This is a genomic window from Caproiciproducens galactitolivorans, assembly GCF_026672255.1.
In the GTDB taxonomy this organism is placed as follows: domain Bacteria; phylum Bacillota; class Clostridia; order Oscillospirales; family Acutalibacteraceae; genus Caproiciproducens; species Caproiciproducens galactitolivorans_A.
Map to the genome: position 1 here is coordinate 153,192 of NZ_JAPOHA010000005.1, position 24,724 is coordinate 177,915.

Annotated in this window: 24 protein-coding genes and 1 other RNA gene; 20 read left to right on the forward strand and 5 right to left on the reverse strand. The window is 52.6% G+C overall.

The features are described from left to right. Positions 1 to 46 precede the first annotated feature (46 nt). Positions 47 to 1,195 carry an N-acetylglucosamine-6-phosphate deacetylase gene (gene nagA / locus OUY18_RS06580; protein ID WP_268057959.1) on the forward strand — a complete coding sequence of 383 codons (1,149 nt, stop codon included), beginning with the start codon at positions 47 to 49 and terminating at the stop codon, positions 1,193 to 1,195. A 75-nt stretch (positions 1,196 to 1,270) separates the two neighbouring features. On the opposite strand, the gene OUY18_RS06585 is transcribed toward nagA, so the two are convergent. Together OUY18_RS06585 and serC are read right to left on the reverse strand one after the other, a co-directional pair. Further along, a complete protein-coding gene (locus OUY18_RS06585; protein WP_268057960.1) occupies positions 1,271 to 2,434 on the reverse strand; it encodes a phosphoglycerate dehydrogenase in 1,164 nt (387 codons plus the stop codon). Positions 2,435 to 2,473: 39 nt separating this feature from the next. Further along, on the reverse strand, positions 2,474 to 3,559 hold the full coding sequence (gene serC, locus OUY18_RS06590; RefSeq protein WP_268057961.1) for a 3-phosphoserine/phosphohydroxythreonine transaminase: 1,086 nt from the start codon (positions 3,557 to 3,559) through the stop codon (positions 2,474 to 2,476). 241 nt (positions 3,560 to 3,800) lie between these two features. Here serC and OUY18_RS06595 point away from each other — a divergent pair, with 241 nt between their 5' ends. From OUY18_RS06595 to ruvX, 17 genes are all read left to right on the forward strand, one after another. Then, positions 3,801 to 4,148 carry a DRTGG domain-containing protein gene (locus OUY18_RS06595; RefSeq protein ID WP_268057963.1) on the forward strand — a complete coding sequence of 116 codons (348 nt, stop codon included), beginning with the start codon at positions 3,801 to 3,803 and terminating at the stop codon, positions 4,146 to 4,148. Then, the gene (locus OUY18_RS06600) at positions 4,145 to 4,573 is read left to right on the forward strand and encodes an ATP-binding protein (RefSeq protein WP_268057964.1); all 429 of its coding nucleotides are present in this window, start codon (positions 4,145 to 4,147) and stop codon (positions 4,571 to 4,573) included. Before OUY18_RS06595 ends, OUY18_RS06600 begins: the two co-directional genes overlap by 4 nt. Positions 4,574 to 4,577: 4 nt before the next feature. Then, positions 4,578 to 5,885, forward strand: coding sequence for a [Fe-Fe] hydrogenase large subunit C-terminal domain-containing protein (locus OUY18_RS06605; RefSeq protein WP_268057965.1), 1,308 nt, complete (start codon positions 4,578 to 4,580; stop codon positions 5,883 to 5,885). Beyond that, the gene (locus tag OUY18_RS06610; protein WP_268057966.1) at positions 5,882 to 6,217 is read left to right on the forward strand and encodes a DRTGG domain-containing protein; all 336 of its coding nucleotides are present in this window, start codon (positions 5,882 to 5,884) and stop codon (positions 6,215 to 6,217) included. The genes OUY18_RS06605 and OUY18_RS06610 overlap by 4 nt, the downstream gene beginning before the upstream one ends. Next, entirely contained in the window at positions 6,217 to 6,951 is a 735-nt protein-coding gene (locus tag OUY18_RS06615; protein ID WP_268057967.1) for a PHP domain-containing protein, read from the forward strand. Before OUY18_RS06610 ends, OUY18_RS06615 begins: the two co-directional genes overlap by 1 nt. A 186-nt stretch (positions 6,952 to 7,137) precedes the next feature. Continuing rightward, positions 7,138 to 7,632, forward strand: coding sequence for a complex I 24 kDa subunit family protein (gene nuoE / locus OUY18_RS06620; protein WP_268057968.1), 495 nt, complete (start codon positions 7,138 to 7,140; stop codon positions 7,630 to 7,632). Positions 7,633 to 7,634: 2 nt separating this feature from the next. After that, positions 7,635 to 8,225, forward strand: coding sequence for an ATP-binding protein (locus OUY18_RS06625; protein WP_268057969.1), 591 nt, complete (start codon positions 7,635 to 7,637; stop codon positions 8,223 to 8,225). Next, positions 8,188 to 8,556: a (2Fe-2S) ferredoxin domain-containing protein gene (locus OUY18_RS06630; RefSeq protein ID WP_268057970.1), complete on the forward strand. Its 369-nt coding sequence runs from the start codon at positions 8,188 to 8,190 to the stop codon at positions 8,554 to 8,556. The genes OUY18_RS06625 and OUY18_RS06630 overlap by 38 nt, the downstream gene beginning before the upstream one ends. A 16-nt stretch (positions 8,557 to 8,572) precedes the next feature. Further along, on the forward strand, positions 8,573 to 10,363 hold the full coding sequence (gene nuoF / locus OUY18_RS06635) for an NADH-quinone oxidoreductase subunit NuoF (RefSeq protein ID WP_268057971.1): 1,791 nt from the start codon (positions 8,573 to 8,575) through the stop codon (positions 10,361 to 10,363). A 15-nt stretch (positions 10,364 to 10,378) separates the two neighbouring features. Continuing rightward, positions 10,379 to 12,127, forward strand: coding sequence for an NADH-dependent [FeFe] hydrogenase, group A6 (locus OUY18_RS06640; RefSeq protein WP_268057972.1), 1,749 nt, complete (start codon positions 10,379 to 10,381; stop codon positions 12,125 to 12,127). Positions 12,128 to 12,218: 91 nt separating this feature from the next. Further along, entirely contained in the window at positions 12,219 to 12,983 is a 765-nt protein-coding gene (locus OUY18_RS06645) for a YdcF family protein (RefSeq protein WP_268057973.1), read from the forward strand. Between the two features lie 282 nt (positions 12,984 to 13,265). Next, the gene (locus OUY18_RS06650) at positions 13,266 to 14,537 is read left to right on the forward strand and encodes a dihydroorotase (RefSeq protein WP_268057974.1); all 1,272 of its coding nucleotides are present in this window, start codon (positions 13,266 to 13,268) and stop codon (positions 14,535 to 14,537) included. Positions 14,538 to 14,577: 40 nt separating this feature from the next. Next, positions 14,578 to 15,513, forward strand: a complete 936-nt coding sequence (gene pyrF, locus OUY18_RS06655) for an orotidine-5'-phosphate decarboxylase (RefSeq protein WP_268057976.1) — start codon at positions 14,578 to 14,580, stop codon at positions 15,511 to 15,513. Positions 15,514 to 15,559: 46 nt separating this feature from the next. Continuing rightward, a complete protein-coding gene (locus OUY18_RS06660) occupies positions 15,560 to 16,324 on the forward strand; it encodes a dihydroorotate dehydrogenase electron transfer subunit (protein ID WP_268057977.1) in 765 nt (254 codons plus the stop codon). Positions 16,325 to 16,326: 2 nt separating this feature from the next. Further along, complete coding sequence (locus tag OUY18_RS06665) at positions 16,327 to 17,238, forward strand: dihydroorotate dehydrogenase (protein ID WP_268057978.1); 912 nt, start codon at positions 16,327 to 16,329, stop codon at positions 17,236 to 17,238. A 178-nt stretch (positions 17,239 to 17,416) separates the two neighbouring features. Beyond that, a complete protein-coding gene (locus OUY18_RS06670; RefSeq protein ID WP_268057980.1) occupies positions 17,417 to 18,106 on the forward strand; it encodes a histidine phosphatase family protein in 690 nt (229 codons plus the stop codon). Then, the gene (gene ruvX, locus OUY18_RS06675; protein WP_268057981.1) at positions 18,103 to 18,528 is read left to right on the forward strand and encodes a Holliday junction resolvase RuvX; all 426 of its coding nucleotides are present in this window, start codon (positions 18,103 to 18,105) and stop codon (positions 18,526 to 18,528) included. The genes OUY18_RS06670 and ruvX overlap by 4 nt, the downstream gene beginning before the upstream one ends. A gap of 45 nt (positions 18,529 to 18,573) precedes the next feature. Here ruvX and OUY18_RS06680 read toward each other — a convergent pair whose 3' ends face one another. The 3 genes from OUY18_RS06680 to OUY18_RS06690 form a co-directional block, all read right to left on the reverse strand. Further along, a complete protein-coding gene (locus OUY18_RS06680; protein ID WP_268057982.1) occupies positions 18,574 to 19,449 on the reverse strand; it encodes a DegV family protein in 876 nt (291 codons plus the stop codon). Between the two features lie 233 nt (positions 19,450 to 19,682). Further along, a non-coding RNA gene (ssrS, locus tag OUY18_RS06685) (6S RNA) lies at positions 19,683 to 19,873 on the reverse strand. A 12-nt stretch (positions 19,874 to 19,885) separates the two neighbouring features. Further along, positions 19,886 to 20,191 carry a DUF1292 domain-containing protein gene (locus OUY18_RS06690; RefSeq protein WP_268057983.1) on the reverse strand — a complete coding sequence of 102 codons (306 nt, stop codon included), beginning with the start codon at positions 20,189 to 20,191 and terminating at the stop codon, positions 19,886 to 19,888. A gap of 948 nt (positions 20,192 to 21,139) precedes the next feature. On the opposite strand from OUY18_RS06690, the gene OUY18_RS06695 reads away from it, so the two are divergent. Beyond that, positions 21,140 to 22,534: an MATE family efflux transporter gene (locus OUY18_RS06695; protein ID WP_268057984.1), complete on the forward strand. Its 1,395-nt coding sequence runs from the start codon at positions 21,140 to 21,142 to the stop codon at positions 22,532 to 22,534. 723 nt (positions 22,535 to 23,257) lie between these two features. Next, on the forward strand, positions 23,258 to 24,640 hold the full coding sequence (locus OUY18_RS06700) for an ABC transporter substrate-binding protein (protein ID WP_268057985.1): 1,383 nt from the start codon (positions 23,258 to 23,260) through the stop codon (positions 24,638 to 24,640). Positions 24,641 to 24,724: the final 84 nt, after the last annotated feature.

Here is a 24,724-nt window from a genome sequence, read left to right on the forward strand (position 1 = left end):
ATAATGAAAAAAAGAATAAAATATTTTTCTGATTATTTGGATAGGGGTGTATTCGTTGATACTGAAAAATGCAAAAATAGTAGACGACAGTTTCCGCTTTGCCGACGCCGACATTGCGGTGGAAGGTGATAAAATTTCGGAAATCGCCCCGGGCCTGACGGGCGGGGAAGAAATCGATTTAACCGGATGCGTTCTTGTTCCGGGTTTTGTGGATGTCCATATCCATGCCTGCGTTGGAACCGATACCTGTGACGCGGACCCGGACGGTCTTGCCAAAATGTGCGCCCACCTCGTTACCAAAGGGGTTACCACGTTTTGCCCCACGACCATGACGGTGTCCCATGAGGAAATATTGAACGCATTGAAAACGGTAAAATACTGTATGGATCATCCTCCGAAGGGCGCGGCGATTGCCGGAGTTAATATGGAGGGGCCGTACATATCCCTGAAAAATAAAGGCGCGCAGAAGGGCGAGTTTGTAAAAGACCCGGATTTCAAGGAATTTAAGGAGCTTTACGATGCCTGCGGCGGAATTATCAAATTGGTGGATATTGCGCCCGAATGCCCCGGTGCACCGGAGTTTATCCGGCAGGCTTCCAAGCTCTGCAAAGTTTCCATTGCGCATACACTGGCCGATTACGATTGCGCCAAGCATGCGTTTGAATTGGGCGTTGCGCATGCGACCCATTTATACAACGCGATGCCGGGTTTGAAGCACCGCGAACCCGGCGTGGTCGGCGCGGTATTTGACGACCCGCGTGTGCGTGCGGAACTGATTTGCGACGGATTTCATATTCATCCCGCTGTGCTCCGCGTTTCCTTCGACGCTTTAGGAAAGGACCGCGCGGTGATCGTGAGCGATTCCATGCGTTCCGCAGGGGAACCGGACGGCATTTCCGAACTCGGCGGACAGACCGTGTATGTGAAAAACGGGCAGGCAAGGCTGAAAGACGGTACGATTGCGGGTTCCACCACAAACCTGCACCAGGAGGTTAAGAATCTGGTCGGCTGGGGGGTTCCGTTCCTTACCGCCGTGCAGGCCGCCACACTCAATCCGGCGCGGGAAATTCAGGAAGACGAAAGAATCGGCAGCATTAAGGTCGGAAAGTTTGCCGATCTGGTCGCGCTTGATTCCGATCTGAATATCCGTATGGTGGTTGCGCGCGGAAAAATTGCAGTGGATAATAAAGAATAAAAGCACCAGTGCAGGCTTATAAAGCAGAGGGCCGCCGGGATTGTATCCCGGCGGCCCTCTGCTATTGAAAATATCTTACCGGATAATGCGTACCCGGATAATTTCCGGAAGTGCTGCAATATGCTCCGCCGTCGTGTCTTTTACGTCGCCGGTAACATCAAGAATCGTGTAGGCGTAATCCTTTTTGGACTTGCTCTGCATGTTTTCGATGTTGATGCCGCTTTCGGCAAGCGCGCCGGAAAGCCGGCTGATGGTGTTCGGAACGTTGCGGTGCAGGATGCAGATGCGGATGGAGCTGTCACGCGGCATGGAAACCGCGGGCATATTGACCGAGTTGCGGATATTGCCGTTTTGCAGATACTCGATCAGCTCATTTGCCGCCATACGCGCGCAGTTATCCTCCGACTCCGGCGTGGATGCGCCGAGGTGGGGAATCGCAATAACGCCGTCCAGCCCGATCAGGTCGTCGCTCGGGAAGTCCGTCGCGTAGGCCGATACCTTGCCGGACTGCAAAGCAGCAATGATATCCGCGGAATTGACCAGATCGCCGCGCGCAAAGTTCAGGATGCGCACGCCGTCCTTCATTTTTGCAAGGGACTGTTCGTTGATCATGCCCTTTGTGTCGGGGGTAAGCGGAACATGAACCGTAATATAATCACAGGCAGTGAAAATTTCGTCGAGGGTACGCGCGTGCCGAATGGAGCGGGAAAGCCCCCACGCCGCGTCGACGGAAAGGTACGGGTCGTAGCCGTAAACGTCCATGCCGAGGCTCTTTGCCGCGTTGGCGACCAGAATGCCGATTGCGCCGAGGCCGATCACGCCGAACTTTTTGCCGCTGATTTCCGGCCCTACGAACGCGGATTTGCCCTTTTCCACCAGCTTGCCGACTTCGTCGCCCTTGCCCTTTAAGGTTTTAGTCCACTCAATCGCCGGGACGATTTTGCGGGAAGTAAGCAGTAATCCGGCCAGTACCAGTTCCTTTACAGCGTTTGCGTTTGCGCCGGGGGTGTTGAACACAACAATGCCCCGCTCGCTGCATTTGTCGAGCGGAATATTATTGACGCCCGCGCCCGCTCTGGCAATGGCGAGCAGCGTTTCCGGCATTTCCATTTCGTGCATGGAAGCCGAACGAACCAGAATCGCGTCCGGGTTTTCCACCGTTTCGCCGCATTCATAGTTCTCATCGAAACGGTCGGTTCCAACCGCCGAAATCTTATTCAAATATTTGATATGAAACAAATCAATTCACCTTCATACTATAATCTATGGGTTCGGCGTTCAGCCGTTCTTCTTTTCAAACTCGGCCATGAAGTCAACGAGCTTTTCAACACCCTCGACGGGCATTGCATTGTAAATGGAAGCACGCATGCCGCCGACCGAACGGTGGCCTTTAATATTCACAAAGTCGCGCTCTCCCGCTTCCTTGACAAATTTCGCGTCAAGTTCCTCGTTGCCGGTAACAAACGGAATATTCATCAGCGAACGGTCCTTCGGTACCACCGTACCCCTGAAGAGCTTGGAATTGTCGAGGAAATTGTAAAGGATACCGGCTTTTTTCTCGTTGATTTTCTTCATTTCCTCAAGCCCGCCGATCGTATTTTTCAGCCAGTCCAGTACAAGCATGCACATGTAAATGGAATAGCAGGGCGGGGTGTTGAACATGGAATCATTGTCCGCGTGGGTTTTGTAATTAAACATGGTTGGGGTGATTTCCATTGCATGGCCGATCATATCTTCGCGGATGATGACGACGGTTAAACCGGCCGGAGCCATGTTTTTCTGCGCGCCGGCATAAAGCAGCGCGAATTTGCTGACGTCAATCGGCTCGCTCAGAACGCAGGAGGAAATATCCGCAACCAGCGGAACGTTCCCCGTTTCGGGCAGGGTATGATATTTTGTACCGTAAATCGTATTGTTCATGCAGATATGAAAATAATCCGCGTCTTTGGAAAAAGTTTCCGGGTTCAGATCCGGAATGTAGCTGAACGTTTTGTCCTTGGAAGAGGCAACCACGTTTGCCGTACCGTAGCGGGCGGCTTCCTTATAAGCCTTTGTAGCCCACTGGCCGGTCAGGACAAAATCCGCTTTGTTGTTTTTGGTCATCAGGTTCATCGGCACCATCGCGAATTGGGAGGAAGCGCCGCCCTGTAAAAATAATACTTTGTAATTTTCCGGTATGTTCATCACTTCGCGAAGCAAACTCTCGGCTGAATGGATAATTCCCTCGTAAATTTTCGATCGATGGGACATTTCCATTACGGACTGGCCGCTGCCCTGGTAATCGAGCATTTCGGCCGCCGCCCGCTGCAGCACTGGTTCAGGCATCATTGAGGGGCCTGCGGAAAAGTTGTAAACACGTTTCATTAAAGCGCAACCTCCAATTTATTTTATGGTTTCCCATAATCATGAATATAATTAAATATTATATTGCTTTAACTAATTAAAGTCAATGCGGCAATTTTCATAAAATAATCAGCGCTGCCGCGGAATTTTCGGTCTAAATATTCCCTTATTGCTAAGAGGATATTTTATGCTATAATGTAGATAGAATTTTGCGGAAGAGATCAAAAAATATTGTATATATTTGAATTTTGGGGTGATTTTCATGACGGTCAATGATGTGGCATCCATATTGAACGCGCAGATTCTTTCGGCGGGAGATTTAAATGCCGAGGTAAAAACCGCCTGCGGCAGCGACATGATGAGCGATGTACTTGCTTTTGTAAAGGACCAGTCCGTCCTTCTTACCGGCCTGAACAACCCGCAGGTTGTTCGCACGGCGGAAATGATGGATATGCGCTGTATTATTTTCGTGCGCGGCAAAGAGCCGACCGAAGATGTGCTCGCGCTTGCCAGGCAAAAAGGCATTACAATTCTGAAGACGGAGCACCGGCTGTTCACCGCTTGCGGGCTTCTGTACAGTAATGGATTGAGCGGGGGCGACAAGATTTGAGCAATACCTTATCCTTCGACTACATAGTGCCGGGCGACGACTTTACCCGGGCGGGGGAAGCGTCCAGCGACGTAAAGCATAAGCTGAAGCAGATCGGATACGACTCGGACGCCATCCGCCGGGTTGCGATTGCCATGTACGAAGGGGAAATCAACATGGTTATCCACGCGGGGGGCGGGAAAGCGCATGTGGAAATCAGCCCGGAAAAAATCGAGATGACCCTTGCCGACAACGGCCCGGGGATTAAGGACGTCGCCCTCGCCATGCGGGAGGGATATTCCACCGCGCCCGACAACGTGCGCGCGCTGGGCTTTGGCGCGGGGATGGGCCTGCCGAATATGAAAAAATCCACCGACGCCATGGAAATCGACACCGCAATAGGAACGGGCACAACCCTTCATATGACGGTGTACGCAAAGAGGTGATAACGTGAACCAGTTTTTTCACTCCGTTACGCTGGACAAGGACAAATGCATGGGATGTACGAACTGCATTAAACACTGTCCGACGGAGGCAATCCGCGTACGCGCGGGCAAGGCGAAAATTATTTCGGAACGGTGTATCGACTGCGGCGAATGCATCCGCGTCTGCCCGCACCATGCGAAAAAAGCAAAGTCCGACAGCCTCGACATGATTCGGAACTTTGATTATAAAATTGCGCTGCCCGCGCCCGCCCTTTACGGCCAGTTTAATAATCTGGACGATATCGATATCGTGCTGACCGGCCTGAAAGGGATCGGCTTCGACGAGGTATTCGAGGTTTCCCGCAGTGCGGAACTGGTTTCCGAAGCCACCCGCAAGCTGATGCAGCAGGGAAAACTGAAAAAGCCGGTCATCAGTTCGGCCTGCCCCGCCGTAGTCCGGCTCATCCGGGTGCGTTTCCCCGACCTTTGCTCCCATGTCCTGCAATTGAATTCCCCAATGGAAACCGCCGCACGGATTGCGAAGCGCGAAGCCGCGAAAAAAACGGGACTGCCCCGCGGACGGATCGGCGCTTTTTTTATAACGCCCTGTCCCGCGAAGGTTACGGCGATTAAAATGCCCATCAGCTGCAAGAAATCCGAAGTGGACGGCGCGGTCGCCATCAGCGAAATCTACCCCAAACTCACGGCCGCAATGGAAAACGCAGAGACCGTTGAACCCCTTTCGCATTCCGGCATTATCGGCGTCGGCTGGGCTTCGAGCGGCGGGGAATCCTCAGCGCTTTTAAATGACAAGTACCTTGCGGCGGACGGAATTGAAAACGTGATCCGCGTCCTGGAGGGACTGGAAGATGAAAAAATCCGCGAGCTGGATTTCATCGAATTGAACGCGTGTTCCGGCGGCTGTGTGGGCGGCGTGCTCTGTGTGGAAAACGCTTATGTGGCAAAAGCAAGGCTCCAGCGGCTGCGCCGCTATCTGCCGGTTTCCCAGAATCATATCGACGGGAAAATCCCCGCCGGCATGCAGTGGCAGAAGAACCTTTTGTTTGCTCCCGTTTTAAAGCTTTCCGACGATATGAACGAGGCGCTGCGCATGATGGCCGATATCGACCGGATACGGGAGGAGCTTCCCGGGCTCGACTGCGGCTCCTGCGGCGCGCCGACCTGCCGGGCGCTCGCGGAAGATATTGTGCGCGGCTTTGCAAAGAAGAACCAGTGCATCTTTATTCTGCGGGAGGAAATCAAGCATGTCGCGGACGCCCTTTCGTCGATGGGGACGTTCCCTGCGCAGACCGATGAGGAGGAGAAAAAATGATGACTGTGAAAGAGCTTGCCGAACGTTTGGAACTGAAAATTCTGGCCGGGGAAGCCAGCCTTGACCGCCCGGTTTCGGGAGGATATACCGGCGACCTGCTCAGCTGGGTGATGGCGCGGCTTCCCGCCGACGCCGCGTGGCTGACTGTAATGGGAAACATCAACGCGATTGCCGTGGCGTCCTTAAAGGATGCCGCCTGTATCGTCCTGACCGATTCGGCCCCGCTTGACGACGCCGCGCTCGAAAAAGCACAGGAGCTGTCCTTTCCGGTTCTTCTGTCGGAGCAGGACAGCTTTACTCTCGGCGCCCGAATGGACGGGCTTTTGCGGTAATGCGCGTTTATTACGATCTGCACCTGCATTCCTGCCTGTCTCCCTGCGCCGACGACGGCATGACGCCCAACAATATTGTCAATATGGCGCTTCTGCTGGGGTACGACATGATTGCCGTGACGGATCATAATTCGTGCCGCAATATCCCCGCCGCCGTGCGGGCGGGCGAAGCGAACGGGCTGACCGTTGTGCCGGGAATGGAGCTGTGCACCGCGGAAGAAGCGCATGTGATCTGCCTGTTTCCCACGGTGGAGGCGGCGCTCGGGTTCGACCGGTTCGTTTCGGAGCGGATGCCCCCGGTGAAAAACCGGCCGGAAATTTTCGGAAAGCAAACGGTTATGGATGAAAACGACAATGTGACCGGCAGGGAAGATATCCTGCTGCTCAACGCGGCCGCCATCGGAGTGAACAGCGTTCGGGAAACGGTTCGCCGCTTCGGCGGAACTGCTTTTCCGGCCCATGTTGACCGGAGCGCTTACAGTGTGCTTGCTAATTTGGGAGGTATACCTCCTGAGGCAGGCTTTACCGCCGCGGAAATCAGCGCGAAGGGAAACGTTCCGGCGCTGCTGAAACAGCACAGGGAGCTTGCGGAGATGACCCTGCTTTTTAACTCCGACGCGCATACTTTGGAGGGTATGCCCGACCGGAACGCGTTGGTCGTTCTGCCGGAGAAGTCGCCGCAGTGCCTGATTGCGGCATTGGAGGAAAAAACTGACGCAATATGGTTTCACTGAAGGAATTCCGCGTTCAAAACTAGATAAAAACCATAAATTTCAAGCTGAAATTTTGTATTATTTTCAAATAAAATCATAGATTTAATCCTATTCGCTATGATATAATTATAACAATGGACCCAGCGGAAAAGAGTTGTCACCGTCGGGCGATTTTTTTCTTCATGGATTACCGAAGGAGGAACAAGAATGCAAAAACGAATCAGCAATCTGCCCTTTAAGGGAACCCCCGAGCAAAAGCAAAAACTGGATGAAGTCATAAAAAAACATAAACAGGAAAAAGGCGCTATTTTACCTGTTCTGCAGGAGGCGCAGGATATTTACGGCTATCTTCCGGCCGAAGTTCAGAGCATCATCGCGGAAGGCCTCGGCGTGCCGCTGGAAGAGGTTTACGGTGTTTCTACATTCTATTCTCAGTTTTCTTTGACACCGAAGGGGAAATACAACGTGTCAATTTGTTTGGGCACGGCCTGCTACGTAAAAGGGGCCGCTGCGGTGCTGGACAGGGTTTCGGCTGTTTTGGGAATCCAGCCGGAAGAATGCACGCCCGACGGCAAGTTTTCGCTTACCGCCTGCCGCTGCGTGGGAGCCTGCGGTTTGGCACCTGTACTTACGGTGAACGGCGACGTTTACGGACGGATGACGCCGGAAGAGGTTGATCAGGTATTGGCGAAATATGAATAACCATGCGTGAACTTTCATTAAACGTGATGGACATTGCGCAAAATTCGATTTCTGCGGGTGCGAAGCTTATCGTGATCGATCTATGTGAGAATTCAGATGCCGACAGCCTGACGATTACCGTTGCGGACAACGGCGCCGGCATGACGGCCGAGCAGACCGCCTTAGCGGCAGACCCTTTTTTTACAACGCGGAAAACGCGCCGGGTGGGCCTGGGCGTACCGCTTTTCAAGATGGAAGCCGAAATGACGGGCGGCGGTCTTGAAATAACATCTGAAAAAGGCGTAGGAACCACGGTAAAGGCGAAATTTGTTCCCTCGCATGTGGATATGATTCCGCTCGGGGATATCAATTCCACGGTGCTGCTTCTGATCACCTGCAACGAGGACAGGGATTTTGTTTTCCATCGACGTATGGATTTGCACGAATTTACCCTGGACACACGCGAGTTGCGCGCTGTGCTGGGCGATGAGGTAAAGCTGAGTTCCCCGGAAGTGACCGAGTGGATCAAAGGCTACCTTACGGAACAAACCCAAAGAATTAAGGAGGAATCATCAGATGAAGTCTTTAGAGGAACTTCGGGCGATAAGGGATAAAGCACGCAGTCAGGTTATCCTTCGTGAAAATAGTGACAATGCAGTCCGCGTTCTGGTCGGCATGGCTACTTGCGGGATTGCCGCCGGAGCGCGTCCCGTTCTGAACGCATTGGTGGAAGAGGTTGCGAAACGCGGCCTTCAGAATGTTACCGTAACGCAGACCGGCTGCATCGGAATCTGCCAGTTCGAGCCCGTCGTGGAAATTGTAGCCCCCGGGCAGGAAAAGGTTACTTATGTAAAAATGACGCCTGAAAAGGCGGTTCGTGTGGTGAACGACCACCTGGTAAACGGCAACGTGGTAACGGAGTTTACCATTGGAGCCAATTCATAAAAAGGAGGCAGAATTCATGTATCGTTCCAATGTACTGGTTTGCGGCGGTACCGGTTGTACCTCCTCAAACAGCGAGCTGATCATTTCAAAGCTCAAAGAGGAAATTACGCTTAGAGGCCTCGACAAAGAGGTTAATGTTATCCGCACCGGCTGCTTCGGCCTTTGCGCGCTGGGCCCGATTATGATCGTCTATCCGGAAGGCTCTTTCTATAGCAGGGTTACCCCGGAGGATGTTCCCGAAATCGTGGAGGAACATCTCTTAAAGGGCAGAATCGTAAAGCGCCTGCTTTATAAGGAAACCATCGTAGACGACAATACCATTAAGTCCCTGAATCAAACACCGTTCTACGCGAAACAGCACCGTGTTGCGCTTCGCAACTGCGGCGTTATCAATCCGGAAAGCATTGATGAATACATAGCGGTGGACGGTTATTCCGCTCTCGGCAAGGTTCTTACCGAAATGACCCCGGAGCAGGTTATCGATATCGTAAAGGCCTCCGGGCTGCGCGGCAGAGGCGGCGCGGGCTTCCCGACCGGCCTGAAATGGAGCTTCGCGGCAAAGAACCAGGCGGACCAGAAATATGTCTGCTGCAACGCCGACGAAGGCGACCCGGGCGCGTTTATGGACCGTTCCGTGCTGGAAGGCGACCCGCACTGCGTGCTGGAAGCCATGGCGATCGCCGGTTACGCAATCGGTTCGACGCAGGGTTATATCTATGTCCGCGCCGAATATCCCATCGCGGTAAAACGTTTGCAGATTGCGATCAATCAGGCGAGAGAATACGGACTTTTAGGGAAAAATATCTTCAATACCGGTTTTGACTTCGACATCGACCTGCGCCTGGGCGCCGGCGCGTTTGTCTGCGGCGAGGAAACCGCTCTGATGACCTCCATCGAAGGCAAGCGCGGCGAGCCGCGTCCGCGTCCGCCGTTCCCGGCTTTGAAGGGTCTGTTCCAGAAGCCGACCATTTTAAATAACGTGGAAACCTACGCGAATATCACCCAGATCATTTTGAACGGGCCGGAATGGTTTGCTTCCATGGGCACCGAAAAATCCAAGGGTACGAAAGTATTCGCTCTCGGCGGCAAAATCGAGCACACCGGCCTTGTAGAAGTGCCGATGGGCACCACCCTGCGCGAAATCGTCGAGGAAATCGGCGGCGGCGTTCCGGGCGGCCACAAGTTCAAGGCGGCGCAGACCGGCGGTCCTTCCGGCGGATGCATCCCGGCTTCCCAGCTTGACATTCCGATCGACTACGACAATCTGCTTTCCATCGGCGCCATGATGGGCTCCGGCGGCCTGATTGTCATGGACGACACGAACTGCATGGTCGACATTGCGAAATTCTTCCTGGAATTCACCGTTGACGAATCCTGCGGAAAATGTACGCCCTGCCGTATCGGCACAAGGCGCCTGCTGGAAGTGCTTGAAAAGATTACAAGCGGCAACGGCACGCTGGACGACATTGACCGCCTCGAGGAGCTTTGCTATTACCTGAAAGAAAACTCCCTGTGCGCTCTTGGCCAGACGGCTCCGAACCCGGTGCTTTCCACCCTGAAATATTTCCGCGACGAATATATCGCGCACGTTACCGAGCATCGCTGCCCGGCCGGCGTCTGCAAGGCTTTGACGAACTATCATATCCTTGAGGACAAGTGCCGCGGCTGTACGCTCTGCGCGCGCAACTGTCCGGTCGGTGCGATTACCGGCAGCGTAAAGGTACCGCATGTGATAGACACAAAGAAATGCATTAAGTGCGGCGCCTGCATGGAAAAATGCAAGTTCAACGCTATTATTAAGAAATAAAAGGAGTGTGCCATTATGGAAAATATGGTAAATATAAAAATAAACGGCATGCCCCTCTCAGTGCCGAGCAACTACACCATTTTAGAGGCCGCAAGGGAGGCCGGAATTGATATTCCCACCCTTTGCTACCTGAAGGGAATCAATGAAATCGGCGCTTGCCGCATGTGCGTGGTCGAGGTAAAGGGAGCGCGTTCCTTCGTTGCCTCCTGCGTTTATCCGGTGAATGAGGGCATGGAGGTTCTGACCAATACCCCTGCGATTCAGAAATCCAGAAAAATGACGCTGGAAATGCTCCTGTCGGTGCATAACCGCGACTGCCTTGCCTGCAAACGCAACGGAAGCTGCGAGCTTCAAACCCTGTGCAACGAGCTGGGCGTGGAGCAGACAAACCGCTTCGACGGCGTAAAGCCCGACGTGTCGAGGGATGAATCCTCGATGCATCTGATCCGCGATAACTCCAAGTGCATTCTCTGCCGCCGCTGTGTCGGAGCCTGCGCCGATCAGCACGTCGGCGTTCTCGGCCCGAACTGCCGCGGTTTCGATACGCACATTGCCTGTGCATTTGAAAAGCCGCTCAGTGAGGTTCCCTGCGTATCCTGCGGCCAGTGCATCGTAAGCTGCCCGACCGGCGCTTTAACCGAGCGCGACCAGTGCGGCGAAGTAATGGCTGCCATCAACGATCCGGAGAAGTTCGTAGTGGTTCAGACCGCCCCGGCCATCCGCGCGACCCTCGGCGAATGCTTCGGCCTGCCGGTTGGAACGAACGTAAAGGGCAAGATGGTTGCCGCGCTGCGCCGTCTTGGCTTCGACAAGGTGTTCGACACCGATTTCGGCGCCGACCTTACGATTATGGAAGAAGCCAACGAGCTGCTCGACCGTGTAAAGAACGGCGGCCCGCTGCCGCTGATTACCTCCTGCTCGCCGGGATGGGTGAAATTCTGCGAATATTATTATCCGGAACTGCTGCCGAACGTGTCTTCCTGCAAATCGCCGCAGCAGATGACCGGTGCGATTATTAAAACGTACTATGCGGAGAAGAACAACATCGACCCGAAGAAGATTGTTGTCGTGAGCGTCATGCCCTGCACAGCGAAGAAATTCGAAGCGAAGCGCGACGATCAGGACGCGGCCGGCGCGGGCATCCCCGACACCGATATCGCGATTACCACCCGTGAACTTGCACGTCTGATTAAGATGGCAAACATCAATTTCGACCGTCTCCCGAATGAAGAATTTGACCCCGCTCTGGGAATTACCACCGGCGCCGCCGTAATTTTCGGCACAACGGGCGGCGTAATGGAGGCCGCGCTCCGGACGGCGGCGGATGCGCTGGAAGGCAGGAGCCTGGATTCCATCGAATATAAAGAAGTCCGCGGAACCGAAGGAATCAAGGAAGCCGTTTATCATGTCGGCGGCATGGATGTAAAAGTTGCCGCAGTCAGCGGTCTGAACAATGCCAACGAAATTCTCAACAAGGTGAAAAACGGCGAGGGCGGCTATCACTTTATTGAAATCATGTGCTGCCCGGGCGGCTGCGTCAACGGCGGCGGTCAGCCGATTCAGCCTGCGAGTGTTCGCAGCTTTACCGACCTGAAAGCCGACAGAGCGAAAGCACTTTATGAAGAGGATAAAAACCTGCCCCTTCGCAAGAGCCATGAAAGTCCGATTATCAAGACCCTTTACGAGGAATATCTTGAAAAACCGGGCAGCCATAAGGCCCACGAAATCCTGCACACGACCTACGTGGCAAGAGAAAAATATTAACAATTGCCTCCGGACGAAATGTTCGGGGGCTTTTTTCTGCAAAAAATGGTATAATCAGAATTGGAACTATTGAAAATAACGGAAGCAGGTGATGATCCTGAAACGGATACTGAAAATTTTCATTCTTATTTTATCGGCATGCGGTCTGATCTGGTTTTTGATTCCCGTTCACTGGACTGTGCTCAATATCGGAAACGAAACAGGAATTCTTCTTTGTGTGCTCGTATTCCTTACGGCGCTGTTTTCCGGCAAAATCGGCGCGGCCTGCAAGAAAAGCAAGCCGTTCCGCATTGTCTGCCGCGTCATCCTTGCCGTATTTCTTATCTGCGTCTGCTGGGCCATTTTTCTGACAGGCCTGATGGTGTACGGTTCGGCGGGAATAAAGCCGCAGCCCGGCGCAACGGTTGTGGTTCTGGGCAGCAAGGTGAACGGCAAGCAGCCCAGCGCGGATTTGCGGGTGCGGATTGAAGCGGCTTCGGCGTATCTGAAAGCGAATCCGCAGGCAAAATGCATTGTCAGCGGAGGAAAAGGCGCGGGGGAACTGGTAACGGAGGCCTCCGTTATGCAGGCCGCGCTTTTAAAGGACGGGATTGAGCCTTCGCGGATTTTTCTCGAGGATACCTCCAAAACAACGAAGGAGAACCTCCGGAATTCCCTTGCCATCATCGAGAAAAACGGCATGAGCCGGAATCTGGCGATTGTGACCGACGATTATCACCAGTACCGCGCGGGCCGGATTGCGGAAAGTCTTGGCGTTTCCCACGGCCCGGTAAACGCCGTTACGCCTTGGTATATTTTATCCGCCTGCTATATGCGCGAGCTTCTGGCGCTGACGAATTTCCTTCTGCTCCCCTGAGTTTGAAGTTCGTAGTTGCCTGCCAATTTTGCGTTGTCCCTGTTAAAAATGCCCGGTTTGCCAAAATGGCACAATTTTTTCCTGAACAACAGGATTTTTTATGAAACCGGGTCTGATTTACGAACCGGGGAAAGTATAGTATAATAACAAGAAATGGTTAGGCCGTGTTTGTAAAAGCACGTTTCGGTTGAAATTGCGTTTGTCTGCGCCGGAATATGATTTTACCCCGAAAATTTCATAAATTGAATTTTACAAACAAAGCCTGAAAAAAGTTGGTGGAAAATGAACCGGATTCTAATAAAAAATGCGGAAATTCTGGACCCGTCGAACGGAAGGGATGGGACGGGGGATATCCTGATCGCCGACGGGGTGCTTTCGGCCGTGGGCGGTGAAATCCGCTGTGCGGACGCGGAAGTGGTGGACGCTTCCGGGCTGATTGCCGCGCCGGGGCTGGTGGACATGCATGTCCATCTGCGCGACCCGGGGTTTACGAATAAGGAGGATATCTTATCCGGCTGCCGCGCGGCGGCGGCGGGCGGGGTAACCAGCCTTTTGTGTATGCCGAATACCAATCCGGCGGTGGATACCCCGGAAACGGTACGGTATATCCGGGAAAAAGCGGAAAACGCCGATGCGCGCGTTTATGTTGCCGCGGCGATTACCAAGGGGCTGAAAAGCGAGGAGATCAATGATCTTCGGGCGCTGCGGGATGCGGGAGCCATTGCGCTGAGCGATGACGGGTGTCCGGTGGTGAATTCCCGCCTGATGGGACAGGCCATGCGCCTTGCGCCATCCCTGCATTTGAAAGTCGTTTCCCACTGTGAAGATTTGTTCCTTTCCGCGGGCGGAAAGCTGAACGAGGGCGCGGTATCCCAAAAGCTCGGTGTGCCGGGCATTCCCGCCGCGGCGGAGGACTGCGGCACCGCGCGGGAAATTGCGCTGGCGGCGGCTTACGGCGTTCCGGTTCATATCTGCCACGTCAGCACCAAAACGTCCGTCGCGCTTATCCGGGACGCGAAGCGGCGCGGCGTACAAGTAACGGCGGAAACCGCGCCGCATTATTTTGCGCTTACGGAAGAAGAACTGCTCCGGCGGGACGCGGATTACCGGATGAGCCCCCCGCTGCGCACGGAGGAGGACCGGCTCGCGGTGATCGAGGGAATCCGGGACGGTACGATTGACGCGATTGCCACCGATCATGCGCCCCATACCCCGCAGGAAAAGGCGGATTTTCTCGCCGCGCCGAACGGGAGTATCGGGATGGAAACCAGCCTTGCCGCGGGCATTACGTATCTTGTCCATACCGGCATGATCACAATGACGGAGCTTTTCCGATTAATGAGTACCGCTCCGGCGGAGCTGCTGGGGCTGAACGCCGGAACCTTACAGGTGGGTGCGCCTGCCGATCTGGTTCTGTTTGCCCCGGAGGAACGCTGGACGGTGGATGAAAATCGCCTGCACGGCAAAAGCCAGAACGCGGTTTTTAAAGGCAGGGAATTAATCGGGAAAGTAAAAATGACCGTCTGCCGCGGAAAGATCGTTTATAAGGAATAACCGCAATGGCACCAGACAGAAAGAAATTGGAGGAACCGCAATGGCACTGGACAGATTAATCGAAAGTATTCTGAAGCTGAAAAATCCGACCGTCGCAGGGCTTGACCCCAAGCTCGACTATGTTCCCGCTTTTATAAAGGAGAAGGCGTTTGCCCAGTACGGCGAAACGCTGGAGGGCGCGGCCGCCGCGATTCTGGACTTTAACAAGGGTCTGATCGACGCGCTTTGCGGGATTGTTCCGGCTGTGAAACCGCAGTGCGCGTATTACGAATTATACGGATGGCAGGGAGTAAAAGCCCTGCACGATACCATCGCTTATGCGAAGGAAAAGGGCATGTTCGTCATTACCGACGGCAAGCGCAATGATATCGGCACGACCATGCAGGCGTACGCCCAGGCGCATCTCGGCTCCGTTGCGGTTGGCTCCCAAACGCTGGAACCCTTTGGCGGCGACGCGCTCACCGTTAACCCGTACCTCGGTTCCGACGGCGTAATCCCCCTTCTGGACGGTTGCAAAACGCAGGATAAGGGAATTTTCATATTGGTGAAAACCTCGAACCCTTCTTCCGGCGAGCTTCAGAACCAGATTTTTGAGGGCGGCGAAACGCTTTACGGAGCTGTTGGCGACCTCTGTGAAAAATGGGGCGAAGCCCTTCCGGGAAAATACGGCTACAGCGGCGTCGGAGCGGTGGTCGGCGCGACTTACCCCGAGCAGCTGCGCGAACTTCGCCGCGACCTGCCCCATACCTTTTTCCTGGTTCCGGGCTACGGCGCGCAGGGCGGCGGCGCGAGGGACGTCGCCCCGGCGTTCGATAAAAACGGCCTTGGCGGAGTGATCAACGCTTCCCGTTCCATTATGACCGCGTGGAAGAAAAACGGTGCGCCGGAACAGGATTACGCGAAAGAAGCCGCGAAGGAAGCCATTCGCATGCGCGATGAAATCGTTGGAGAAATCGGCGGGATTACCCGTCCTTAACCGAAGCCGTAAATTACGGATAGCAGGAAGGAACAGGAGTTAACAGATGAAATATGACGTGATGCTTTGTAAAATCACAGAGAAAAAGCAGCTTACGGGGGACGTATTCGATCTGACGGTTGAAGCGGGCCCGCTCGCCGAGGCGGCGCGGCCGGGGCAGTTTGCGCAGATTTATGTGCCGGGGAAGACCCTGCGCCGTCCGATTTCCATCTGCGGCATTGACCGCACCACCAAAACCCTGCGCTTTGTCTTTCAGATTCGCGGGGAGGGCACCGCCTGGCTGGCGGAAACGAAAACCGGCGATTCTTTGGACATTCTCGCTCCGCTCGGAACCGGTTACGACCTTGGCGATACCCGCCGCAAAGCGGTTTTTGTCGGCGGCGGAATCGGCGTACCTCCTCTGCTCGAAGCCGCGAAGCCTTTTGGCGAAAATGCCACAGCGGTGCTGGGATTCCGCGATAAGGGGAACGTTATTCTGAAAGAGGACTTCGAAAAGAACGGGAACCGCGTGCAGATTGCCACCGACGACGGTTCCTGTGGGCATCACGGCCTTGTGACCGACCTGCTGAAGGATTTGGACTTCGATATTATCTTTGCGTGCGGCCCCACGCCGATGCTGAAAGCGGTTTGCAAATTGGCCGCCGAACGGAAAGTGCCCTGCCAGATTTCTTTGGAAGAACGCATGGCCTGCGGAATCGGCGCATGCCTTGGGTGCGCGTGCAGGCTTCGGAAAGACGGGCGGGAATACTATGGCCATGTCTGTAAGGACGGCCCGGTCTTTGCTTCTGAAAATGTAGTGTGGGAGGGATAAACATGGCGGATTTAAAAGTGACCGTTGCCGGCGTGGAGTTGCAGAACCCGCTGATCGCCGCGTCCGGAACTTTTGGCTTCGGGCGGGAATTTGCTGAATTTTATCCTCTCCGTACCCTTGGCGGAATCTCCTGCAAAGGCATCACGTTAAAGGAACGCCCCGGGAATCCGCCGCCGCGCATTGCGGAAACACCCGGCGGGATGCTGAACGCCGTGGGGCTGCAAAACCCCGGGGTCGATCATTTTATTAAAAAAGACCTGCCCTGGCTGAGAGAGCAGGGCACAGCGGTCATTGCGAATATTGCGGGAAATACGCCCGAAGAATATTGCGAGATGGCGGAAAAGCTGTCCGATACCTCTATAGATATGATCGAGATGAACATCTCCTGCCCGAATGTAAAGCAGGGCGGCGTGCAGTTCGGCACGAGCTGTACCGGAGTGGAAAGCATTACCGCCGCGGTGCGCAAGCACTGCCAAAAGCCGCTGATGGTGAAGCTGTCGCCGAATGTCAGCGATATTTCGGAAATCGCGGCGGCTGCCGAGAGCGCGGGCGCGGATGCGATTTCCATGATTAACACCCTGACAGGGATGCGAATCGATATTCAAACGCGCCGCCCGATTATCCGGAACAATACCGGCGGCCTTTCCGGCTCGGCGCTTTTGCCGGTCGCGGTTCGCATGGTGAATCAAGTGTACCGCCGGGTGAAAATTCCGATTGTCGGCATGGGCGGCATTTCCAAATGGCAGGACGCCGTGGAAATGCTTCTGGCGGGCGCTTCGGCGCTGCAAATCGGAACGGTGCTTTTCTCGGACCCGTACGCGCCGGTAAAAATTGCCAGCGGGCTGAACGAGTACCTTGACCGGAATCGGATTGCCAAGGTTTCGGATTTGACCGGACAGGTTCAATTATGGTAAATTCGGGCAGCGTCTTTCGCCGTTTCCCCCGCGAAATGGTTATAGAGCGCTTTCTGCTCTTCCAAACGGCTTCATGAAGGCTTTGGCACGATTCTCGATGCTTGACAAGTTTTTCAATACTCTTAAATATGTTATAATAAAATAATTAATAAATACAGAACGAACGGAGGTTAACAAAATGACACGAATTATTATGGTTCGCCATTGTGAGGCGCAGGGAAATACCCTTGGGCTATTTCAGGGAAGCACGGACAGCGACATCAGCGGACACGGCAAAGAGCAGCTTGAACTTTTGGGCCTTCGTTTCCGCAATACGCCGATTGACGCAATCTACGCAAGCAATCTGAAACGCGCCCGCATCACGGCGGAAGCCATTAACCGTTACCACAACCTGCCGCTCCAGATCGAGCCGATGCTCCGTGAAATAAACGGCGGTGATTTCGAAGGCAAGCCCTGGCGCGAGCTTATGGAGCTTTACCCCGAGGAAACCGATCGGTGGTATCGAAATCCGGGTGATTTCTGTCCGCTGAACGGCGAATCCGCCCGTATGGTGTACGACCGGATGTGGAAGGCTGTTACCGGCATCGTAAAGAAGAACAGGGGCAAAACGGTTTGTGTCGTTTCGCACGGCTGTGCAATCCGCAATTTTCTGTGCCGCGCCCTGAACAAACCCATTGAAGAAATGGGGGAAGTTCCCGGTTCGTATAATACGGCGGTCAGCATTATCGATTTTGATGAGGAACTGCACAGCAATGTAATACTGATGAACGACGTGTCCCATTTGCCGCCGGAAATGGTTCAAAACGGAAAGGGCACATGGTGGAAGAGGAGCAATCCGCAGAAATGTGCGGTGCGGAGGGATTCATGAAAATACTGGCCGTTGATTTGGGCCTTGCCCGTACGGGCCTTGCCGTCTGTGATGAAAGCGAAATCCTGGCTTCTCCCGCGGGCGTGATCAGCGAGCGGAACCGGGAGCGCCTTGCACAGGCGATCGCCGCGCGCGCAAAAGAAGAGGCGGTGAAGTGCATTGTGGTCGGTCTGCCCCGCAATATGGACGGCAGCGAGGGGGAGAGCGCCCAAAATGCGCGCGCCTTTGCGGAACTGCTGAAAACGCAGGTTTCCGTTCCGGTGGAAATGCGCGACGAGCGCGGTACCACGATTACGGCACATGGTCTTCTGAACGACACCGATACGCGTGGGAAAAAGCGCAAAGCGGTCGTGGACGCGGTTGCCGCGACCATTATTTTGCAGGATTACCTGAATTTCCGTAAAAATCGAAAAAACGATTAAAAGGCGCCGGATTCCTCCGGCGCCTTTTTGATCGGGTTATAAAATTTAATCGCGGTTCTTCCCAAGATAGAACAGGGCAATGGTACCCGGGCCGGAATGCGTTCCGATGACGGGGCCGATCGGGTTGATTTCAATCGATTTCACATGGAAGATTTTCCGAACCTGTTTCGCTATGTATTCCGCGTCCTCCGGAGAATCGCCGTGGCTGACGAAGATCATCTGCTTTTCGGGTTCTTCCGCCGCAAGCTCCATATGATGAATCAGCGCGTCCAGCGACTGCCGGCGGCCTCGAATCTTTTCAACCGGAATCAGGTGTCCTTCGCTGTCAACGTGCAGCACGGGCTTAATCCCGAGCATTGTGCCGACCAATGCCGCCGCGCCGGAAACCCGCCCGCCGCGTTTTAAATGGTTCAGGTCGTCAACCGTGAACCAGTGCGCCAAGCGGCCTCTGTTTTCCGTCAGCCAGTCGCGTACTTCCACAATGGAAGCGCCTTTTTTGCGCATTTGTGCCGCGTGATACACCAAAAGTCCCTCGCCCATGGAAGCGGCCAGCGAGTCGACGGCGAAGACCTTCCGGTCGGGATATTTTTCCGAAAGCTCCTCCGCAGTCAGACGTGCGTTGTTGAAAGTACCGCTCAGCCCGGAGGAAAATCCGATGTATATTACATCCCGCCCCGACTGTAAAACCGGTTCGAAATATTCGGTGAAGGTTGCGGGGGTGATTTGGTTTGTGGTGGAAGTTTCCCCGCCGCGCAGGCGCTCGTAAAAGTCGTGGGAGGACAGTTCACGTTCGTCCGGGTAATTGATGTAGGATACGTCCCCAATGGTAAAAGTCATCGGAATTACCTGAACATCCAGTTCTTCTATGAGTTTTGGGGAAAGATCCGCTGTAGAATCCGTTATAATTTCATATTCATTCATTTTATCTTCTCCCTTCTAATGGAAAATTATATCGTAATCGCTCACAAGTGTATAGCGACAAAATTCCGGGACTGTCTTAGGAAACCGCTGATTTTCTTCGAAACAGGGATCGGACGGCTTGCTTTTTGCCAGTACCGAACGAAAAATCATGTCGGCCTTCCGCATCGTCATTCCATCCGCAATTCCTTAGGCAAAGAAAAAGCTTCTGAAAATCAGAAGCTTTACTGTTTTTTATTAATCCCGCCTGGCCGTAATGTGCTGAAATAACCTGCTACCGTTAAGCAGGTGGGTGCCAGCCCAATGGTTTCATACTCCCTTCATCCGGCAAAAGCCGGGAGGTCTGAAGTCCGCCACCGGAGCGTATGCTCCCGATTTAAATATTGTAGGGTTATTTTGCAACGGTCCGCGCACCAGGCAGGGTGAAAGCGTCCACTATTTATTCGTCGTCGGTTTCTTCGGAATCGTAGAGCTCCTCGAAGCGGCTTTCAAAAAGTTCAGCCAGCTTATCAAGCAGTTCTTCGTCTTCGACTTCGGCAAGCTGCTGCTCGCCGTTCTCGTCGATCGCTTCAAAGATATAGTAGGTGCCCTCCGCGTCAACTTTATCCTGCGGATCCTCAAATGTCGGCAATAACGCATAGAAACAGCCGTCGTCGTTATCGATTACGTCCAAGACTTCAAACTCGTGCTCTTCGCCCTCGTCGTCAACCAGGGTAATTAAATCCGCACCGTATTCGTCGTTCACAGGGGTCATCTCCTCATGATTAATTTGTCTATAGCTATTCTACCTTGCCGGCTTGTCGAAGTCAACAGGAAAATTAAGATACAAAAGAATAAATAAAAAATTATAGATTTATTTTAAAAAACTATTGACTTTTACTACAAATAGGCTATAATGTAATCAGGATCAAGACAGGGATGATTTTCATAGACGGCGCAAAAGAAACTGCAAATTAAGGTGGCATCACAAAAATGATGCCATGGAAAAGCAGAGGAAGGAGCGCCGGAAAAATCAATCAGATTGAAAGGGGTGGGTCCAATGGGCGATGAACCGTCATCGGAAACGCAGCTTCCAGTTCGTTGGGCGCAACGATAATTTCCTGCACAGCGCAAATGTAAAGCATAATGTCCTGGGATCATTGAGAAATATCGAAATAGAGTAACAAAAAACGTGAAAAGGAATGAGTCCAAAGAACAGGTTATTTTTGGGAACTGTTTCATCATGAAAAAGGGAAAATCATTCGGCGTTCAAAATGCAATACATACGTTAGGGTCTTGGCGACACGATTTTGCAACCCATGTTTTGCTTTCTTAAAAGCAGTTCGATTCGAACATTTAAGGGGTGAGTCCAAAATACAATTAAGAACGCAGCTCTAACAAAAAATGAAATTGGTGGTTCCGATGTTTCTTTAAAGAATAATTGATTCGGGCTCCGGCAGGTTTGCCGGAGCCTTTTTTATATTTGAATCGGCATACAACTAATGTGGTGTTAAAAAGCAGTTTTTATACCCCCAGTATATGTTTTCCCGCATGAATTTGTTCATATCGAATGAAATTTTTTCGTTTTATTCCGGATCGCTAATTTCCCCTAAAAAAGCGGCTGGGAATTTGTTGACTAATTTTACGGGATAAGTCTGTTAAAGGCCGGATAACTATGTTAAGATAAAGGAAATGCGATAAAAGATGTGATAATGTGACAAAAACCGAGTTTCTAACAAAAACAGACCGATTTCTCGACAAATATTTTTCGGGAGAATCGATCAGTTATCATAAAGTAATTTCAATTATCCTTCCCATATTAGTCGATCAGGCATTTATTATTTGCCTGAGCCTGCTCAATACCGCAATGATCAGTTCCTCCGGCGTGGCGGCGGTCAGCGCGGTAAACATGGTGGATTCTTTAAATATATTCCTGATCAATGTTTTTATTGCCGTTGCGACAGGTGGAACCGTTGTGGTTGCGCAGTACCGGGGAAACGGCAACGACGCCATGGTGTCGAAGGCGGCGGCCAATTCGCTGTCTTCCGTTTTTCTTCTGGCGTTTTTCATCAGTGCGCTGGTTGCGGTTTTACATATCCCGACGTTAAACCTTCTGTTCGGGAAAGCGGACGCCGAAGTTTTCGATAATGCCAAAATTTATCTGCTCGGAAGCTGCCTGTCGTACTGCGGCATCGCGACGGAGGAAGCGGTCTGCGGCGCTCTTCGCGGGGTGGGCGAAACAAAATCCTCGCTTCGGCTTTCCCTTACCATGAATCTTTGCTATGTGATTCTGAACTTCGTATTTATTACCGTTTTGCATATGGGTGTTTTGGGGATGGTCATTTCCCTGAATATCGCCCGTTACGTAGGCGCCGGCTACTCGATTTATTACCTGCTGAGGGGCGACACCACCCTGCATTTTAAAGTGAAAGATGCCCTGCATGTCAGCGTATCCATGCTGAAACGCATTTTCTTCATCGGTATCCCGTTTGCCGCCGAGCAGATGTTTTTTAACGGTGGAAAAATCCTGACGCAGACCTTTATCGTTCAGCTCGGCGTTTATGCCATGGACATCAACGCGATCTGCAACTCCCTTGCCGGTCTTTTCCAGATTCCGGCCAACGCCCTGCTTCTGACGATGGTTACGGTGGTCGGCCAGTGTATGGGCCGGCGGGATGTTCAGGACGCGCGAAAGTTTATCCGGTCGTTCCTTTGGCTGTCGTCGATTTCCTTTGCGGTTACCATGCTGCTGATTATGCCGTTTATACGGCCCCTTCTGGGCCTGTTCCATCCGCCGGAGGCCGTTGTTCCCACGATCGTTCAGATCATGTGGATTACTACGCTGGCGAATATACCAGTATGGTCCATCAGCTTTTTAACCCCTGCCGCCCTCCGTGCCGCGGGTGATTCGAAATTTACTTCCATTTCCTCCATGCTTTCCATGTGGCTGTTCCGCGTGGTGCTGGGGTATGTTTTAGGCATTATGCTTCCGTTCGGGATTGTCGGCGTTTGGGTCGCCATGATCTGCGAATGGGGCGTGCGCGGTGCGATTTTTATTGTACGGTTCCGGGGCGATAAATGGTACCAGCATCATCTGATCGATAATTAATCTTCTCTATAGAAAGGGCGCGGTGTTTTACCGCCCCCTCAGTCTCTCGAAAATGTGACTTTACGAAAACCATGTGAATTGAAAGTTTTGATTAAACTTTTTCAAAAGTTTGCAGGATTTGGGGTGCCCCAAGCGTTGCCTTTGCTTTCAAAAAGCACAGGAAGGGGAGAACGAGAACAATCCGGCGGGCTGTTCCCGTACGGGGAAACCCTCGCAGGGGATTCCCCGAAGAAGATCCTGCGCTGTTTGCCAAATCGCATATACTTTATTAACACTCTGAGGCCGCGGTGTTTACCGCGGCTTTTTTGATTTAAACCCTTCTGCGGCCGATGCATCCCGAAACGAATCATGAAATTCCTCTATCCGATTCGTTTCGCACCGGGGGAGTGATAAGGAGTTCGGGTTCGGTTAGGGGCGCAATTCTGCCTCAAGGGTGCTGCCGGTTACAAGGGGAAATTCCCGAATCCAAGAATTCTGTCCCGGCAAGCCTTGGCAGGACGGGTTCCGAAATAGGGGTATATTTTATAGGATATACAGTCATAATTGGTTTATAAGATTATGACAAAAATATTTAAATATTATAAAGTAATCTATTGATATTTCGAATGACTTATGCTAATATACAGATATGGAAACGTTACCGATAAGGTTACCGAAAACGGTGCCGGTTAGTATTTGTAGTACAGGAACGTATTTCAGAATCAATTGAAAGAAGGAGACGGCATGAAAGGGTTTAAAAAATTAATCGCGCTGACACTCGCACTGGCTTCTTTATCCAGCGTTGCAGTTGGATGCAGCCAGTCAGGAACATCTTCGACGGCGTCTGCATCGAAGGCACCGGCGGCATCTACGGGAAAGGCTTCTTCCGGCGAAATTTATTATTTGAATTTCAAGCCCGAAATTGCGGATGTCTACCAGAAAATAAGCGACGCCTACAAGCAGGAGACCGGCGTAACTTTAAAGGTGGAAACCGCAGCAGCCGGCACATACGAGCAAACCTTGAAATCGGCAATGGCGAAAGCCGACGCCCCGGTTCTTTTCCAGATTAACGGGCCGAAAGGCTATATAAACTGGAAAGATTACTGCGCGGATCTGAAGGATACGGAATTGTATAAGCATCTCACCGACAAAACCATGGCTGTTACCGACGGCGACGGCGTTTACGGTATTCCGTATGTTGTAGAGGGCTACGGCATTATTTATAACAATGCCATTATGCAGAAATACTTTGCCCTCAGCGGCGCAAAAGCAAAGTCCATGGACGAAATCAACAATTTCGCTAAATTAAAGGAAGTTGCTGAGGATATGACCGCAAAGAAGGGCCAGCTCGGCATCAAGGGCGTGTTCTCCTCCACTTCTCTGAAGCACGGCGAAGACTGGCGCTGGCAGACGCACCTTGCCAATCTTCCGGTTTACTATGAATTCAAGGACAATAAAATCGATCTGAAGAGCGACGCAACCAAGGAAGTTAAGTTCCAGTATGCGGACAATTTCAAGAATATCTTTGATCTTTATCTGAAAAACTCCGTTACCGTTCCCAAAATGTTGGGAAGCAAGAGCGTCGACGATTCCATGGCGGAATTTGCATTGGGGCAGTCCGCAATGGTTCAAAACGGCAACTGGGCGTGGAGCCAGATTTCTGGCGTTGACGGAAACGTTGTAAAAGAAAGCGATATCAAATTCCTGCCGATTTACACCGGTATGAAGGACGAAGAAAAGCAGTCCATCTGCATCGGCACCGAAAACTTCTTCGCGATTAACAAAAAGGCGCCCGCAGACCAGCAGAAGCTCGCAGCCGACTTCATCAACTGGCTGTATACGAGCGATAAAGGCAAGGCCTTTGTAACGAACGACCTGAAATTCATTGCACCTTTCGATACCTTTAAGGATAATGAAAAACCGACCGATCCGCTTGCCAAGGAAGTTATCCGCTATATGAGCGATACCAAGCTGACGAATGTGCCGTGGAACTTTACCGTGTTCCCGAGCCAGACCTTTAAGGATAATTTCGGCGCGGCACTGCTCCAGTATGCGCAGGGCACCAAGCAGTGGAACGACGTTACGAAGCAGTTTGTTGAACAGTGGAAATCGGAGAGCGGTAAATAATTTTACCCTGTTAGAAGAAATCCCCCGCGCTGTGCGGTACGGCGCGGGGGGATTAAAAAATCGTGAGTGTGTTAATAAGGACTC